Consider the following 17,365-nt stretch of genomic DNA (forward strand, 5'->3'; position numbering starts at 1 on the left):
CCGCGTCAATGTTCGATTAGTGCAATTTTTAGGCTGGAATGTCCATTGTTGCGGCAATGGCGGCGCGGCAGAATCTGGCAAAACGCAAAAATGTGAGGGAGGAAGCATTTGCGAACCCAGATCGCCATCATCGGTTCGGGACCATCCGGCCTGCTGCTCGGCCAGCTTCTGACGGAAGCCGGCATCGACAATGTCATTCTCGACCGTGTGAACAAAGACTATATCCTTGGCCGGGTCCGCGCCGGGGTTCTTGAGGAAGGCACGGTCGGGCTGCTGGACGAGGCCAAGGCTGGAGCAAGACTGCATGCCGAAGGCCTGCTGCATGACGGTTTCTCACTCGCCTTCGACGGACGCGACCATCGCATCGACCTCTACGAACTGACCGGCGGCAGGCGCGTCACCGTCTACGGACAGACCGAGGTGACGCGCGATCTGATGGAGCGGCGCGAAATGAGTGGGGCCCCGTCGATCCACGATGCCATCAACGTCACGCCGCATGATTTCGATGGTCGCTCTCCCTTCATCACTTATGCAAAGGACGGCATTGTCCAGCGTATCGATTGCGACTTTATCGCCGGCTGCGACGGCTTTCACGGAGCGAGCCGCAAGGCCGTCCCCGAACGGGCTATCCGGAATTTCGAAAAGGTCTATCCCTTCGGCTGGCTCGGCGTTCTTGCCGACGTGGCGCCTGTCAGCCATGAACTGATCTATGCCAACCATCCAAGGGGCTTTGCGCTCTGTTCGATGCGCTCGACCACGCGCAGCCGTTACTACATCCAGTGCCCGCTCGACGAAAAGGTCGAGGACTGGAGCGACGACCGCTTCTGGGACGAGTTGAGACGGCGCCTGCCCGCACATCACGCCGAGGCGCTGACGACCGCGCCATCCTTCGAGAAATCGATCGCGCCGTTGCGCTCCTTCGTCGCCGAGCCGATGCGTTTCGGCCGGCTTTTCCTCGTCGGCGACGCCGCCCATATCGTGCCGCCGACCGGCGCCAAGGGGCTGAACCTCGCCGCCAGCGACGTCCACTATCTTTTCTCCGGACTCCGCGAACATTACCAGGAACGCTCGAACGGCGGGATCGACGCCTATTCCCAACGGGCGCTCGCCCGTGTGTGGAAGGCCGTGCGGTTCTCCTGGTGGATGACGACGATGATGCATCGATTTCCCGATACGGGCAATTTCGACCAGAGGATCCAGGAGGCGGAGCTCGATTATCTCACGCACTCCCGCGCGGCCTCCACGGCGCTGGCGGAGAACTATGTGGGCTTGCCGTTCTGATACGACGATAATTCCATGATACAATCATAATCGCGCGGTGATGAATTACAGCATTTATTTCATTTTACATCACCATTTCGCATGACAAGCTGGCGCTCGGTATTGAGCGCTTGCAAGCACGGTGCCGGGAGGGCGCCTAACAGGGAGAGAGAAAATGAAGAAACTGCTTCTGGCCGCAATTGCGGCCATCGCCATGGGCACGAGCGCCTATGCCGACACCATCAAGGTCGGCGTCATCGGCCCGTTCTCCGGTCCGTTCGCCCTCCAGGGCAAGAACTTCAAGGCCGGCATCGACGCCTATATAGCTGTCAACGGCAACAAGTTCGGCAGCGACACGGTCGAGATCGTCTATCGCGACGTGCCGCAGGCCGATCCGGCTCAATCGAAGGCGCTGGCGCAGGAACTGATCGTCAAGGAAAAGGTCCAGTATCTCGCCGGCTTCTACTTCACCCCCGATGCCATGGCGGTGACGCCGATCTTGAAGCAGGGCAATGTGCCGATGGTCGTCATGAACGCCGCCACCTCGGCGATCGTCACCAAGAGCCCGCTCGTCGTGCGCACCTCGTTTACCACCTGGCAGACCTCGACGCCGATCGCCAAGGTCGCTTTCGACGCCGGCGTCAAGAAAGTGATTTCGGTCGTCACCGACTATGGCCCCGGCATTGACGCCGAGAATGCCTTCAAGACCGGCTTCGAGAAGGCCGGCGGTCAGGTGGTCGAGGCGATCCGCATGCCGCTTGCCACCAACGACTTCAGCCCGATCATGCAGCGCATCAAGGATTCCGGCGCTGACGGCGTCTTCGCCTTCCTGCCGTCGGGCCCGACGACACTCGGCTTCGTCAAGGCTTACAATGAAAACGGCCTGAAGGCCGCCGGCATCAAGTTCTTCGCGCCGGGTGATCTGACGCAGGAATCCGATCTGCCGGCGCTCGGCGACGCCGCACTCGGCATCCAGACGACCTTCCACTATGCCGTTTCCCACGACTCGCCCGAGAACAAGGCCTTCGTCGAGGCTGCCGCCAAGGCGATCGGCAACAAGGCAGAGCTCTCCTTCCCCTCGGTCAGCGCCTATGACGGCATGTATGTCATCTACAAGATGATCGAGGCGACGGGCGGCAAGCAGGATGCCGAGAAGGCTGTCGACGCGGTCAAGGGCCTGGCCTGGACGAGCCCGCGCGGCCCGGTTTCGATTGATCCGGAAAGCCGTCACATCACACAGAACATCTATCTGCGCGAAGTCGCCAAAGCCGATGACGGGACCTACATAAACAAGGAGGTCCAGACCTTCGAAAAGCAGGGCGATCCGGGCCTCGCGGCGGCCAAGTAAGATCCGGCATCCGGACCGGCGGCGGGCTCGCGCATCGCGCCCGCCGCATCGAAGTAAGGTATTTTTCATGCAGACAGTCTTCAGCATCGCCGTCGACGCCTTCGCCTATGGCATGGTGCTCTTCGTAATCTCGATCGGCCTTTCCGTGACCATGGGGCTGATGCGTGTCGTCAACCTGGCGCACGGCGCCTTCGCCATGATCGGAGGCTATATCGCCTCCTATGCCGCCCGCGACCTCGGTCTTGGTTATGCTGTCGCAGTCGTCGCCGCCGTCGTCGCCACGATCATCATCGCAATTCCGCTCGAGCGTTTTCTCTACCGCCGGATCTATGGCGCGCCTGAGCTGACCCAGGTCCTGATGACGATCGGCATCACCTTCTGCGTCATCGGCATCGCGAACTACGTGATGGGACCGACGCTGAAAACCATACCGCTTGCCGGCGCCTTGCAGGGATCGGCCGATCTCGGCTTCCGCACCATTCCCGTGCACCGGCTTTTCGTCATCTTCTGCGGTCTCGCCGTTGCGCTCGCGCTCTGGTTCGCCATCGAGCGAACCAGCTTCGGGGTCAAGCTGCGCGCCTCCGTCGACGATGCGGCGATGGCTGCCGCACTCGGCGTGCGCACCGAGGTCATCTATGCGGTGAGTTTCGCCGTTGCCGTCGGGCTTGCCGCCTTCGGCGGCGTGGTCGGCGCCGAACTCCTGCCGGTCGAGCCTTATTACGCGTTGCGCTACATGGTCACCTTCCTTGTCGTTGTCTCCGTCGGTGGCGCCGGTTCCATTCCGGGCGCGCTGATTGCCTGCCTGCTGCTTGGAGCCATCGATACGACGGGACGCTATCTGATGCCGGAATTCGGGGAATTCTTCTTCTATCTCGCCGTGATTGCCATCATCTGCGTCTTCCCGCGCGGCCTTGCCGGAAGGGTGAAATAGGATGACGCTCGTGATGAACAACCAAACCGAACGCCTCCGGCATCGGCGCGCATTGAATGCCGATCTTCTCGGAATAGCGGCCATCACAGCCATCGCCGCGATCGGCTATTTCGCCTTTCCCGACAATCTGGCGCTTCTGACGCGGATGATCACGATCGCCCTGCTCGTCCTGTCGCTCGATCTCGTGACCGGCTATTGCGGCGTCGCAACGCTCGGCCATGCCGCGCTCTTCGGCTCCGGCGCCTATGCCGCCGGGATTCTGTCGGCGCATTACGGCATCAACGATCCACTGCTGATGATGCTTGCCGGCATAACAGGAGGCGCGCTTGCTGGGCTGCTCTGTGGCGCGATCATCTTGCGCGCCCATGGGCTGCCGCAACTCGTGCTTTCGATTGCCCTCATCCACCTCTTCCATGAATTCGCCAACAAGGCCTCCTCCTGGACGGGAGGCAGCGACGGGCTTTCCGGCATCGCGCCGGACCCAATATTCGGCATTTTTGAATTCGATCTCTACGGCCATACCGCCTTCTTCTTCGGAATGACACTGCTCGTCATCGTCTTCGTACTGCTGCGATTGCTGGTTCGCTCACCCTTCGGCATGCTCTGCCGCGGCGTCCGGCAAGACCCGCTGCGCATCCGCGCCATGGGCGGCTCGCCGAAGGCTGCTCTCATTAAGATGTACGTGATCTCGGGCGCCGTTGCCGGCGTCGGCGGCGCGCTGAATGCGATCGCGACCCAGGTCGTCGGGCTCGACAGCCTGTCCTTCACGCAATCGGCCGAAGCGCTTGTCATGCTCGTGCTCGGCGGCACCGGCTCCCTCTTCGGCGCGCTCTCCGGCACCGTCATCTTCATGCTCTTCGAAGATTATGTCTCGGCCGCCAATCCCTTCCACTGGCTGACCATGGTCGGCTCCCTGCTGATCGCCGTGGTGCTGTTTGCGCCGAAAGGTCTCTACGGAACGGCCGCCGCCTTCATCGGCCGATACAGGGAGCAGCGCCCATGAGCCCCGTCTTCGAAGTCGCCAACCTCAGAAAAGCCTTCGGCGGCCTGGCCGTCACCAATGACGTCTCGCTGGCGATGTCGCCGGGCGACCGCATCGCGCTGATCGGCCCGAACGGGGCCGGCAAGACCACCTTCGTCAACCTCGTCACCGGCAATCTCTCCCCCGATTCCGGCGAGGTTCGCCTCGGCGGCGAGGCGGTGACGAAGATCGATGCGATCGGCAGGGTCAAACGCGGCCTCGTCCGCTCGTTTCAGGTGACGCGGCTTTTCCAGGATATGACGCCGGCCGAACATGTGGGGCTTGCGGTGCTCCAGCGCGACGGAAAGACCCGCAAGATGTTCGGGAATTTCCTTGCCATGCCCAACGTCATGACGGAGGTCGACGATCTCCTGGGAAAACTCGGGCTGGCCTCGCTGACGCATCGCAGGGTCAGCGAGATCGCCTATGGCCAGCAGCGGCTCCTCGAGATCGCCGTGGCGCTGGCGTTGAGGCCCAAGGTGCTGCTGCTGGACGAACCGGCCGCCGGCGTGCCGCAAAGCGACACCGGCCGCATCGAGCAGGCGCTGGCCGACCTTCCCGCCGATCTCGCCGTCCTGATGATCGAACACGATATGGACCTGGTCTTCCGTTTCGCCAAGCGCGTCATCGTGCTGGCGGCCGGCGCGATCATTTTCGACGGCCTGCCGGCCGATGTCACCAAGGATGCCCGCGTGCGCGAGGCCTATCTCGGGAGCTATGCCAATGCCAGCCCTGTCGCTTGAGGTCGAAAATCTCTCGGCCGGATATGGACCGACGAAAGTGCTGGAGGGCATTTCCTTCTCCGTACCGCCGGGCGCACGGCTGGCCGTTCTCGGCCGCAACGGTATGGGCAAGACCACGCTGCTGGCGACCCTTGCCGGGCAGACCAGGCGCTATGACGGCCGCATTCGTCTTGGCGGTTCGGATGTCTCGGCGGCGCCAAGCGCCGCACGCGCACATAAGGGTCTCGGCTATGTGCCGCAGACACGCTGCATCTTTCCGACGCTGACAGTCGAGGAAAACCTCTTCGTCGGCCTGAAGGCGCGGCCGAAAACGGCGCTGGAAGAAGCCTATGCCATGTTCCCGCGGCTGAAAGAACGCCGCCGCAATCTCGGCAATCAACTTTCGGGCGGCGAGCAGCAGATGCTTTCAACCGCCCGCACCATTCTCGGCCGTCCATCCCTTCTGCTGCTCGACGAACCGCTCGAGGGCCTCGCCCCGGTTATTTGCGAGGAACTGATGGCCGCCTTCACCGATCTTGCCAAATCGGGTGATATGACCATCCTTCTCGTCGAACAGCGTATCCAGAGCGCCCTCGATTTCGCCGATCAAGTCGTCATTCTCGAACGCGGACGACTGGCCTGGACGGGGACGCCGGAAAGCCTCTCCAGGGATCATCAGACGGTCGAGAGCCTCCTCGGCGTCGGCGGTCTCCACTGACATGAGCTCCACCGCCACTGCCGCTTAGTCCGGTTCAGTCGCAAGGTTGCCTGACAGGCAGAACAACAGGTGCAATACATAGCCATGACGATGTCATCGGCAATCCGCCATTCTTATTTCGCCTTCCGGTTTGTGCTGCCGGCATCGATCTCTGTATTTGATTGTTTAGGTTGCAAACATCGGATCTGTTCGATCTGGTGGTAGAGTTGATCGACAGCTCGGTCTTTTTTGTTGCCGGATACTCGATGCAGTTGCATAGTCCAACAGCACATCAGGCGGGAGGTAGAAATGGCAAACCACAAGCCGTTCGCAGGCGACGTATACTTGCCTGTTTTCGATATTAACGACCCAATCAGCGGCGACATTCTCGAGAACTCATACGATACCGACGGAGATCAGGTGCGCCTGAATTTCGTCAATGGACAGCGGATCAAACAACCGGCGGATGCGGAAGGCGAGCCGACAAAGACGATCATCGAAGGAAAATACGGTACGCTCACCATTTACTCCAACGGCACCTACACCTACGCGCTCGATCATTCCAAGCCCGAAGTCGCCGCACTCGGACCGGGAGACGAACTCGTCGAAAAGTTCACCTTCAAGATATCCGACGGCAAAGGCGCCACCGACTTCGGCGCGTTCAGCATTGCAATCGACCTGCCGGAACGCGGCGACGTGTTCGTCAATTTCGAGGATGTCGGCCAAAGCGATTTCCCGACCGGCTACAAAGGCTTCGATTGGGGCGCCTGGCGGGATGGAGACGATGCGACAGTGCGTGAAGAAGCAGGGGGCAACCACTATCTGGGAGGAGGCGTGTTCTGGACGCCGATCTACTCGGCCGATGGCGGCCCGTTCCAGATCAAGCAATTCGAGGTCGCCAACGGAACCTCGAACTACGACAACATTCTGACGATCGAAGGCCGGCTGAACGACAATATCGTCTTCTCCACAACCGTAACCGTGACCGCCGACAGCATCGACGATCCTCAGCTGATCGATCTCAGCGCCTATGGCGACATCGATTATCTCCTGCTCGACAGCGAACCGATCGTCACGGAAAACAGCGGCCCGGACTATTTCGGCGCTCAATACGACAATTTTTATTTTGTCGTTTGAGGAAGCGCACCGCAGCGGCTGTCTGGTAGCGATTTCTTGCGATAGCTGATCGTCCGGCACCCTGCTAGCTTTCAATCGTGCGGAGGAGCACGATTATGCTGGGATGGAGGAAATGATGGCGTCAGTCGGGATCAGGTTAGCGGCGCTCATGTTCTCGCTGGCCGTATGGGCTATTATTTTCGCTGCCGCACCTCATCTTTGGGCGATGAGGACGCCTATATTGCAGTTGGCGCTCTACAGATAGCGCCGCCCTCGGCGTCGGGTAGATTCCTGAGCTGTTTTTGTCCTCGCGTCGCTGCGTTCGACGCGCTACCGCGCTCGGCTGGCTCAAAATCGAACCGCAAGAGCGCAAATTCTGCAATGAGAAGATGGTAGCGGAGGAGGGATTTGAACCCCCGACACAAGGATTATGATTCCTCTGCTCTGACCTACTGAGCTACTCCGCCACTGGTCAAACGATACCTGCTCGCGAAGCGCTGCGGGCTCGTGGGATGAGCGGCTTATAAGGTGCGCTTCGGCTGTGTGTCAAGCGCATGATGGAGAAAAACGCTAGGCTTTCTGGCCGTCGCTTCCCATGGCTTTCAGGCGGCAACGGGGCTGGCCAACAGGGCCTTGAGCGAGGCTTCCGCGGAGGGTTCGCGCTCGGATCGCTCGATGAAGCCGCCGCCGAAGACGCGGGCGTCGTCGCCGGGCGCGGAATAAAGCGCGCAGGCCTGGCCAGGCGCAATGCCCGCCTCGCCGACCGTCAGATCGACATAGGTGCCCGTCGCGTCAGCATGTAGCACGGCAGGCGCCGGTGCCCGAGTCGAGCGGACCTTGGCATAGCAGGCAAAGCCGTCGCCGGAAGCGGCCTGCGCGAGCGTCTCGTCCCCCAGCCAATTGACGTCGCGCAGATAGACGCGGTGGGTTTCCAGCGCCTCCTTCGGCCCGACGATGACGCGGCGCGAACGCGCGTCGAGATAGACGACGTAGAGCGGCTCGCCGGTGGCGATGCCGATGCCGCGGCGCTGGCCGATCGTGAAGTGCAGGATGCCCTCATGGCTTCCGAGCACGCGGCCGTCGAGATGAACGATTTCGCCGGCGAGCGCCGCATTCGGCTTCAGCTTGGTGATGATGTCGGAATATTTGCCCTGCGGCACGAAGCAGATGTCCTGGCTGTCGGCCTTCTTGGCAACGACGAGGCCCATCTCTTCGGCAAGCCGGCGGGTCTCGGCCTTCGGCAGGCCGCCCAGGGGAAAGCGGAGATAGTCGATCTGCTCCTGCGTCGTGGCGAAGAGGAAATAGCTCTGGTCGCGGTCGGCATCGGCCGGGCGGAAAAGTGCGCGACGACCGGGGTGTTCCGGCGATGGGTTCGGCCGCGAACGGATATAGTGACCCGTCGCCAGCGCATCGGCGCCGAGCTCCTTGGCCGTCGCCAGGAGATCGGCGAACTTAACGGTCTGGTTGCAGGAGACGCAGGGGATCGGCGTCTCGCCGGCTACATAGCTTTCCGCGAAAGGATTGATCACCGTTTCGCGAAAGCGCTTCTCATAGTCGAGCACATAATGCGGAATGCCGAGCGTTTCGCAGACACGGCGGGCGTCGTCGATATCCTGGCCGGCGCAGCAGGAGCCGGCACGGTGAACAGCGGCGCCATGATCGTAGAGCTGCAGGGTGATGCCGAGCACGTCGTAACCCTGCTGCTTGAGAAGGCCGGCCACGACGGAGGAATCGACGCCGCCCGACATGGCGACGACAACACGGGTCTCTTCCGGCTTCTTATCAAAATCCAGTGTGTTCAACGGTGATGCCAAATTCTGCGCGCTCATAACCCGCCCTTGCGCTGCAATTGCGGCGGATTCCTGATATCAGGCGGGATCGGCCGCCTTTCTGGGTAAGGGACCGATATAGAAAGGATTGTGTCAGGACGCAAGAGGCGGCTTCGGGCAGCCGATCGTTTCGCAACCGCGTGGGAAAGGAAGGCGCGGCTGAAGCCACGCCTTGGAAGAGGGGGTGCGGCTCAGGTGCCGATCAGCTTGTTGCAGGCGAATGCGATACCTGGATTGGCGATGACAACAGACACGATCGCCAGTCCGATTATCGAGAATAAATAGCGTTTCATATCATCCTCCATTTCAGCCCACTATGCCGCTGCAGCGACCGCTCCCAAAATAAACGAATGCTTGAGCAGCAACTAATTAATTATCACCCTTTGGAACTATTCCATCGATCATGCGTTGCAAGTAATCAATGTCGCAATCGAATACTGCGGAGGGTTTCATGGCCAGGTTCGGCACGACGACAGATTACATCAGGATCAGAGATTGGATCGAGGCGCGCGGCGGTCATCCCGCTCGGATCAGGGATGCGAGGGATAGCGAAACTGTCCGCGTCGATTTCTCGACGGACTCGCAGGAGGAGATATCCTGGGACGAGTTCTTCGAGGGTTTTGACGGGAGCAGGCTCGCCTTCCTTCACCGCACGAAGGCCGAGGACGATAGAGCCCGCTTCGGCAAGATGGTCCGCCGCAAACGCCGGCACCACTGAAAATCACCATCCCCCAACGTAGAAAACCCGGCGCCGTTTCCGGCGCCGGGTTTTCCATGTTTTCCTTGGGAGGAGGAAACGAGAGCATGTCGCGCCGCGAAGCGCGTTAGTCGATGTTGAAGGTCAGCAGCTTTGCCTGCCGGATTGCCTGGTGAGCCGTCAGCTGTGCAAGCACCCCATCCTCCACCTCGCCGTCGACATAGAGCAGCGCGATGGCGTCGCCACCCTGCTTGTCGCGGCCAAGCTGGAAGTTGGCGATGTTGACGCCGGCACTACCGAGCGTCGTGCCGATGAAGCCGATCATGCCGGGGACGTCGGTATTGGTGATATAGATCATATGCGAGCCGACATCCGCATCGAGGTTGATGCCCTTGATCTGGATGAAGCGCGGCTTGCCATCCGAAAACACCGTACCGGCGACCGAACGGGTCATGCTTTCGGTGGTCACCGTCAGCTTGATGTAACCGTCGAAGACACCTGTCTTGTCGCGCTTGACCTCGGACAGCACGATGCCCTTTTCCTTGATCATGATCGGCGCCGAAACCATGTTGACGTCGGCGACCTGCGGGCGGATGAGGCCGGCAAGCACCGCGCTCGTCAGCGCCCGCGTGTTCATATTGGCGGTAACGCCGTCGTAGAGGATTTCGATCTCCTTGATCGGCTCTTCGGTGACCTGGCCGACGAAGGCGCCGAGAACATCGGCGAGACGGATGAAGGGCTTCAGGATCGGCGCTTCTTCCGCGGTGATCGACGGCATGTTGATGGCGTTGGAGACGGCGCCGTTGACGAGGTAGTCCGACATCTGTTCGGCGACCTGCAGGGCGACGTTTTCCTGCGCTTCGGTCGTCGAAGCGCCGAGATGCGGCGTGCAGACGACGTTCGGCAGGCCGAAGAGCGGGCTTTCCTTGGCAGGCTCGACTTCGAAGACGTCGAAGGCGGCACCGGCAACATGGCCGGACTTGATGGCTTCGGCAAGGGCTGCCTCATCGACCAGGCCGCCGCGGGCGCAGTTGATGATGCGCACGCCGGGCTTCGTCTTTGCCAAAGCTTCCTTGTTGAGGATGCCGCGTGTCTTGTCGGTCATCGGCACATGCAGCGTGATGAAATCGGCGCGGGCGAAAAGTTCGTCCAGCTCGACCTTGGTGACGCCCATCTCCTCGGCGCGCTCCTTGGAAAGGAACGGGTCGTAGGCGACGACATGCATCTTCAGGCCGATGGCGCGGGAGCAGACGATCGAGCCGATATTGCCAGCGCCGATGACGCCGAGCGTCTTGCCGGTGATCTCGACGCCCATGAATTTCGACTTTTCCCATTTGCCGGCCTGCGTCGAGGTATCTGCCGCAGGCAGCTGGCGGGCGACGGCGAACATCAGCGCGATCGCATGTTCGGCCGTGGTGATCGAATTGCCGAAGGGCGTGTTCATGACGATGATGCCGCGGCGCGAGGCGGCCGGGATATCGACATTGTCGACGCCGATGCCGGCGCGGCCGACGACCTTGAGGTTCGTCGCCGCCCCGATGATTTTTTCCGTCACCTTGGTGGCGGAGCGGATAGCGAGGCCGTCATACTTGCCGATGACTTCGAGCAGACGATCCTTGTCCTTGCCGAGCTGCGGTTCGAAATCGACTTCGACGCCACGATCGCGGAAGATCTGGACGGCGGTTTCCGACAATTCGTCGGATACGAGAACGCGAGGTGCCATGAGGGCCTCCTTCAAAAGTGTTCAGCGATGAATGAATGGAGATGCTGGGCTTCGCATTGTGGCGGAGCCGGATGCGATCAGGTCAGGCGGCCGCCTGAGCGAGCTGCGCCTTCTGCGTCTCGAAGGCCCAGGAAAGCCACGGCATCAGCTTCTGCATGTCGGATGCCTCGATCGTAGCACCGGCCCAGATGCGCAGGCCTGACGGCGCGTCGCGGTAATGGCCGATGTCATAGGCGACACCCTCCTTTTCGAGGAGACCGACGAGACCCTTGGCGAAATCGGCCTGGCCGTCGCCGTCGAGCGCCGTGATGTCCTTGTCGACAATCTTCAAGCAGACGGAGGTGTTGGAAGCCGTTTCCGCCTTAACGGCGAGATTGGCGATCCAGTCGTTTGCCGCGACGAAATCGTGGATGACCTTGGCATTGGCATCGGCGCGCGCGATCAGCGCCTTGAGGCCGCCGAGCTCCTTGGCCCAGAGCAGCGCATCGATATAGTCCTCGACGCAAAGCATCGACGGCGTGTTGATCGTTTCGCCCTGGAAGATGCCTTCCGTCAGCTTGCCGCCCGAGGTCAGGCGGAAGATCTTCGGCAGCGGCCAGGCCGGCGTGTAGGTGGTGAGACGCTCAACGGCGCGCGGCGAGAGAATGATGACGCCGTGCGCGCCCTCGCCGCCCAGAACCTTCTGCCAGGAGAAGGTGACGACATCGAGCTTGGCGAAATCGAGCTGCTGCGCGAAGGCGGCCGAGGTGGCATCGCAGATCGTCAGGCCCTTGCGGTCAGCCGGGATGAAATCGGCGTTCGCAACGCGCACGCCCGAGGTCGTGCCGTTCCAGGTGAAGACGACGTCGCGGTCGAAATCGACGGCAGAAAGATCGGGAAGCTCGCCGTAGCCGGCTTCAAGCTTGCGCACATCCTTGAGCTTCAGCTGCTTGACGACATCGGTGACCCAGCCGGCGCCGAAGCTTTCCCAGGCGAGCATGTCGACGCCGCGTTCGCCGAGCAGCGACCAGAGCGCCATTTCAACGGCGCCGGTATCGGAGGCCGGCACGATGCCGATGCGGTAATCCGCCGGCACCTCGAGAACTTCACGGGTAAGGTCGATGGCCTGCTTGAGCTTGGCCTTGCCGACCTTCGCGCGGTGCGAACGGCCAAGAGCCGCGTCGGAAAGGGCGTCGAGCGACCAACCGGGGCGCTTCGAGCAGGGGCCAGAAGAGAAATGGGTATTGTGCGGACGGATGTCCGGCTTTGCGGTCTTCGCCATGATGCTATCCTCTCAGATAGAAAGCCCTTCGTTGGGGAAGGGTGTCCCGCCGCCGTGTGTATGGATCGGACGCGTCATAGTCAAGATCGAAGTGTCGCAAGCTGTAGATATTTTGACGCAGGCGGGGTGGCGAAAGGAAAAGCCGCCCCGAGTGAGGGCGGCTTCTGATGCAATGATTGTCGGCCTTACTTGTAGACCGGCTGCTGCAGCGGGATTTCCGGCGGCGGCTCATAACTCGCCTGGGCGCAACCGCCGAAGAGGTAGCGGCCACCAACGCGGACTTCATGGGCACTGAGGCCCCTGTCGCGGCCCGGACCGCCATTTTCGGCATAGCCGAACATGTTGCCGCCATCGATGTGCAGGTAGCGGTAGCCGACATCGGCCTTGAAGTTGCAGGTGACGTCGACCGAGGCGCCGGCCATGAGAGCGTAGGTGAAGCGCCAGCTGCCCCTGCCGCCATGGGTGACTTCGTCGTCGCAGAAACTTCCGTCATCGGCGCAGGCAACGTTGCGCAGGTTCTTCCACTTGACGTACGAACCACCGATACCGGCGCCGACATAGGGCGTCACATAGCCGTAGGTGCCGAGGTCGACATAGGCGTTGGCAAGCAGCGTATAGGCGGTCAGCGAAGAGCGGTCGGTCGAGGTGCAATCCACCAGCGGGAAGCCGCACTGGCCGACCGTCGAGCCGCGGAAATCAGCTTCCGTAAGGTAATCGAAGGTTAGATCGGTGCGCAGATAGCTGTTGATCTGGTAACCGACACCACCGCCGATCGTCCACGCGTCGTCGAGGTCGGCGTCGTCGAAATCGACTTCCGTGGCGTTGCTGCCCTGGAAATAGCGGGCGCCGCGCAGATCGGTAAAGGCATAGCCGACGTCGCCGCGCAAGTACCAACCGGTCGCCTCACTGACGGTCACCTCCGGTGGCTGCTCCGGGATGGGCTCGGCAGGAGCGAAGTCCGCGGAATAGGCATTTGTCACGATCAACAATGTCGCGAAGATGCCGGACAAGCTTCTTTTCATGGATCTCACTCCAAAATCCGTTGCGTCGGCAGGCTCAGTCGCTGCCAATCTGATACGCTTCGTATGGATAATGAACGGGAAACGTTAAAAGCCGCTTAACCACGCTTATTTACCTTGATTTCAAGCTGCGGCGTGAAGACGGCGAGCACGTGCAAAAAAGCCGGCGCTTTCGCACCGGCTTTCGATGGGTAGGTCTCTAAGGATCAGGCAGCGGTGCGAACGTTCGAAATCGTGCCGATCAGCTCGTTGACGATGCGCTCGATCTGGGCGCGGTCGTCGCCCTCGGCCATGACACGGATCAGCGGCTCCGTGCCGGAGGGGCGGATGACGAGCCGGCCGGTCTTGGCAAGCTCGGCTTCGGCGTCGGCGATTGCCTTCTGCACCTGAATATCTTCGAGCGGTTTGCCGCCGCTAATGCGGACGTTGCGCAGCAGCTGCGGCACCGGCTCGAAACGGCGGCAGACCTCGCTGACAGTGCGGCCGGTGCGCTTGACGGCGGCAAGGATCTGCAGCGCGGCGACGAGACCGTCTCCGGTTGTGCCGTAATCTGAGAGCACGATATGGCCGGACTGCTCGCCGCCGACATTGTAATTGTGCTGGCGCATATGCTCGACGACGTAGCGGTCGCCGACTTTCGTGCGGGCAAGCGCCATGCCGCGCTCGTCGAGGAAGCGCTCGAGACCAAGGTTGGACATTACGGTGGCGACGATGCCATTGCCGCGCAGCTGTTGGCTCTCCGCCCAGCTCTCGGCAATGACGGCCATGAGCTGGTCACCATCGACGATCGAACCGTTCTCATCGATGATGATGACGCGGTCCGCATCGCCGTCGAGCGCGATGCCGATATCGGCACGCACCTCGTCGACCTTCTTCTGCAGCGCGACCGGGCTGGTAGAGCCGCAATTGAGATTGATGTTCGTGCCGTTCGGTTCGTTGCCGATGGTGACGACATCGGCGCCGAGTTCCCAGAGCACGGCAGGGGCCACCTTATAGGCGGCGCCGTTCGCGCAATCGATCGCGATCCTCAGACCCTGCAGGGTCACGTCGCGCGGCAGGGTCCGCTTGGCATGTTCGATATAACGGTCGTGAACGCCGTCAACGCGCTTGGCGCGGCCGATATCGTCGGATTTGGCAAGTTGCGCGTTCAGATCCTTTTCGAGCAGATCCTCGATCTCGGCTTCGATATCATCGGAAAGCTTGTAGCCATCAGGGCCGAACAGCTTGATGCCGTTATCCTCGTAAGGATTGTGCGAAGCCGAGATCATCACGCCGATATCGCAGCGCAGAGAGCGTGTCAGCATGGCGACGGCAGGCGTCGGGATCGGGCCGAGAATGAAGGCATCGAGGCCGGCCGCCGTGAAGCCCGCGACCATCGCATTCTCAAGCATATAGCCGGAAAGGCGCGTATCCTTGCCGATGACGACGCGATGGCGATGATTGCCGCGGCGGAAGATCGTGCCGGCGGCGATGCCGACCCGCATCGCGAGATCCGGCGTCATCGGGAAGACGTTGGATTGACCGCGAATGCCATCCGTACCGAAATAGCGTCTTTTCATCTGCACTCCTGCGCTTTCCGCGCCATTCAAGGCGGCACACCGTTCCCGGAGAATCGGCTTCAAGGGTCTGTCGTCAGTCCGGGAACGCATGAATCAGACCTGCCTCAATTCAGCGGAATGCCACAAAAAATAGGCATCGGCACGTAAATTACCGAGAAAAATGATTATATCCCGTTACCAATGGAAAAGGCCGGATCTCCTTTATCGAAAATCCGGCCTCGTTCGAGATGGGTGCCGCTGTTCAATGCGGCTGCGGTTCGAGGCCCCCCTCGGGCTCGTCGCCCTTGGTGGCGGGTCGCGCGCCGGCCTTCGGAACCGCCGAGCCGCGGCTTGGCGGCGAATCATCACCGAGATCGCGCGACGGCTTCTCGCCGCGGATCAGCGCCTTGATCTCTTCGCCGGTCAGCGTCTCGTATTCGAGCAGACCTTCGGCAAGGGCTACGAATTCGTCGTGCTTTTCCGTCAGGATCGTGCGGGCCTGGGTATAGGCCTCGTCGATCAGACGGCGCACTTCGTTGTCGATTTTCTGGGCGGTCGCTTCCGAAACGTTCTTCGACTGCGAAACCGAGTGACCAAGGAAGACCTCCTGCTGGTTCTCGCCATAGGCGACCTGGCCGAGCTGGTCGGAAAAGCCCCACTGGGTGACCATGGCGCGGGCCAGCTTGGTCGCCTGCTCGATGTCGGAGGAAGCGCCCGAGGTGATGTTCTCCTTGCCGAAGGTGAGCTCTTCAGCAACACGGCCGCCCATCATGATGCAGAGGCGCGAAACCATCCACTTGTAGCTCATCGAGTAGCGGTCGCCCTCGGGAAGCTGCATGACCATACCGAGCGCACGGCCGCGCGGGATGATCGTTGCCTTGTGCAGCGGATCGGCGACGGCGACATTGAGCGCGGTAATGGCGTGACCGGCTTCGTGATAGGCGGTGAGCTTCTTTTCCGCCTCGGTCATCGCCGAGGAGCGGCGCTCGGCGCCCATCATGATCTTGTCCTTGGCGTCCTCGAATTCCTGCATGGTGACGACGCGCTTGTTGCGGCGGGCGGCCATGAGGGCGGCTTCGTTGACCAGGTTCATCAGGTCGGCGCCGGAGAAACCGGGCGTGCCGCGGGCGAGAACCTTGAGATCGACATTCGGCGCCAGCGGGACGTTGCGGGCATGCACCTTGAGGATGCGCTCGCGGCCGACGATATCCGGATTCGGCACCACGACCTGACGGTCGAAACGGCCCGGACGCAGCAGCGCCGGATCGAGAACGTCGGGACGGTTGGTGGCGGCGATCAGGATCACGCCTTCATTTGCCTCGAAGCCGTCCATCTCGACCAGCAGCTGGTTCAGTGTCTGCTCACGTTCGTCATTGCCGCCGCCGAGGCCGGCGCCGCGATGGCGGCCGACGGCGTCGATTTCGTCGATGAAGATGATGCAGGGCGCGTTCTTCTTCGCCTGCTCGAACATGTCGCGCACACGGCTTGCACCGACGCCGACGAACATTTCGACGAAGTCGGAGCCGGAAATCGTGAAGAAGGGCACGTTGGCCTCGCCGGCGACCGAGCGGGCGAGCAGCGTTTTGCCGGTACCCGGAGGGCCGACGAGCAGCACGCCGCGCGGGATCTTGCCGCCGAGACGTTGGAATTTCTGCGGATCGCGCAGGAATTCGACGATTTCTTCGAGATCCTGCTTGGCCTCGTCGACGCCGGCGACGTCGTCAAAGGTGACGCGGCCATGCGCTTCGGTCAGAAGCTTCGCCTTCGACTTGCCGAAACCCATCGCGCCGCGCGAGCCGCCCTGCATCTGCCGCATGAAGAACAGCCAGACGCCGAGAATGAGAAGCATCGGCAGCAATGTGCCGAGATAGCTCAAAAAACCCGAAGAACCATCCGTTTCGGGACGGGCGGAAACCAGAACATTCTTCTGCTGCAGGCGATCGAGCAGGCTGTCGTCGATGACAGGCGAATAGGTCTGAAAGGTGGTGCCGTTTTCAACATAGCTTCCGGAGACACGGTTGCCCGTGACCACGACTTCCTTCACGCGGCCCGCATCGACCTCACGCAGAAACTGCGAATAAGGGATATCGCGGGAGCCCGTCTGCGCCGGCGCCGTCTGAAACATACTGAACAGGGCAATCAGCAGAAGCGCGATGATCGCCCACAAGGCAAAATTACGTAAGTTAGGGTTCATTGAACTCCC

The 17,365-nt window shown here is 61.4% G+C and carries 14 protein-coding genes and 1 tRNA gene; 8 read left to right on the top strand and 7 right to left on the bottom strand.

Annotation, left to right across the window (positions count from 1 at the left end):
- Positions 1-108: 108 nt before the first annotated feature.
- The 7 genes from pobA to J0663_RS05095 all read left to right on the top strand — a co-directional run bounded on the left by pobA (position 109) and on the right by J0663_RS05095 (position 7,116).
- Positions 109-1,281: a 4-hydroxybenzoate 3-monooxygenase gene (gene pobA, locus J0663_RS05065; RefSeq protein WP_207243341.1), complete on the top strand. Its 1,173-nt coding sequence runs from the start codon at positions 109-111 to the stop codon at positions 1,279-1,281.
- A gap of 154 nt (positions 1,282-1,435) precedes the next feature.
- The gene (locus J0663_RS05070; RefSeq protein ID WP_207243342.1) at positions 1,436-2,608 is read left to right on the top strand and encodes an ABC transporter substrate-binding protein; all 1,173 of its coding nucleotides are present in this window, start codon (positions 1,436-1,438) and stop codon (positions 2,606-2,608) included.
- 67 nt (positions 2,609-2,675) lie between these two features.
- Positions 2,676-3,539, top strand: a complete 864-nt coding sequence (locus tag J0663_RS05075) for a branched-chain amino acid ABC transporter permease (RefSeq protein ID WP_207243344.1) — start codon at positions 2,676-2,678, stop codon at positions 3,537-3,539.
- A gap of 1 nt (position 3,540) precedes the next feature.
- Positions 3,541-4,542 carry a branched-chain amino acid ABC transporter permease gene (locus J0663_RS05080; protein ID WP_207243345.1) on the top strand — a complete coding sequence of 334 codons (1,002 nt, stop codon included), beginning with the start codon at positions 3,541-3,543 and terminating at the stop codon, positions 4,540-4,542.
- Complete coding sequence (locus tag J0663_RS05085) at positions 4,539-5,303, top strand: ABC transporter ATP-binding protein (protein WP_207243346.1); 765 nt, start codon at positions 4,539-4,541, stop codon at positions 5,301-5,303. Before J0663_RS05080 ends, J0663_RS05085 begins: the two co-directional genes overlap by 4 nt.
- On the top strand, positions 5,284-6,000 hold the full coding sequence (locus J0663_RS05090; protein ID WP_207243347.1) for an ABC transporter ATP-binding protein: 717 nt from the start codon (positions 5,284-5,286) through the stop codon (positions 5,998-6,000). The genes J0663_RS05085 and J0663_RS05090 overlap by 20 nt, the downstream gene beginning before the upstream one ends.
- 288 nt (positions 6,001-6,288) lie before the next feature.
- On the top strand, positions 6,289-7,116 hold the full coding sequence (locus J0663_RS05095; protein WP_207243349.1) for a VCBS domain-containing protein: 828 nt from the start codon (positions 6,289-6,291) through the stop codon (positions 7,114-7,116).
- Positions 7,117-7,485: 369 nt separating this feature from the next.
- Here J0663_RS05095 and J0663_RS05100 read toward each other — a convergent pair.
- Together J0663_RS05100 and mnmA are read right to left on the bottom strand one after the other, a co-directional pair.
- Positions 7,486-7,562: transfer RNA gene (locus J0663_RS05100), tRNA-Met, on the bottom strand.
- A gap of 135 nt (positions 7,563-7,697) precedes the next feature.
- The gene (gene mnmA, locus J0663_RS05105) at positions 7,698-8,897 is read right to left on the bottom strand and encodes a tRNA 2-thiouridine(34) synthase MnmA (protein ID WP_207243350.1); all 1,200 of its coding nucleotides are present in this window, start codon (positions 8,895-8,897) and stop codon (positions 7,698-7,700) included.
- Positions 8,898-9,375: 478 nt separating this feature from the next.
- On the opposite strand from mnmA, the gene J0663_RS05110 reads away from it, so the two are divergent.
- Positions 9,376-9,642, top strand: coding sequence for a hypothetical protein (locus J0663_RS05110; protein WP_207243351.1), 267 nt, complete (start codon positions 9,376-9,378; stop codon positions 9,640-9,642).
- A gap of 106 nt (positions 9,643-9,748) precedes the next feature.
- On the opposite strand, the gene serA is transcribed toward J0663_RS05110, so the two are convergent.
- The 5 genes from serA to ftsH form a co-directional block, all read right to left on the bottom strand.
- Positions 9,749-11,344, bottom strand: coding sequence for a phosphoglycerate dehydrogenase (serA, locus tag J0663_RS05115; protein ID WP_207243352.1), 1,596 nt, complete (start codon positions 11,342-11,344; stop codon positions 9,749-9,751).
- A gap of 82 nt (positions 11,345-11,426) precedes the next feature.
- Complete coding sequence (locus tag J0663_RS05120) at positions 11,427-12,605, bottom strand: phosphoserine transaminase (RefSeq protein ID WP_207243353.1); 1,179 nt, start codon at positions 12,603-12,605, stop codon at positions 11,427-11,429.
- Positions 12,606-12,790: 185 nt separating this feature from the next.
- Complete coding sequence (locus J0663_RS05125) at positions 12,791-13,627, bottom strand: outer membrane protein (protein WP_207243354.1); 837 nt, start codon at positions 13,625-13,627, stop codon at positions 12,791-12,793.
- A 203-nt stretch (positions 13,628-13,830) separates the two neighbouring features.
- Complete coding sequence (gene glmM, locus J0663_RS05130) at positions 13,831-15,183, bottom strand: phosphoglucosamine mutase (RefSeq protein ID WP_207243355.1); 1,353 nt, start codon at positions 15,181-15,183, stop codon at positions 13,831-13,833.
- 241 nt (positions 15,184-15,424) lie between these two features.
- Positions 15,425-17,356, bottom strand: a complete 1,932-nt coding sequence (gene ftsH / locus J0663_RS05135) for an ATP-dependent zinc metalloprotease FtsH (RefSeq protein WP_207243356.1) — start codon at positions 17,354-17,356, stop codon at positions 15,425-15,427.
- Positions 17,357-17,365 lie beyond the last annotated feature (9 nt).

Origin of the sequence: Rhizobium lentis, from assembly GCF_017352135.1 — a bacterium.
GTDB lineage: Bacteria > Pseudomonadota > Alphaproteobacteria > Rhizobiales > Rhizobiaceae > Rhizobium > Rhizobium lentis.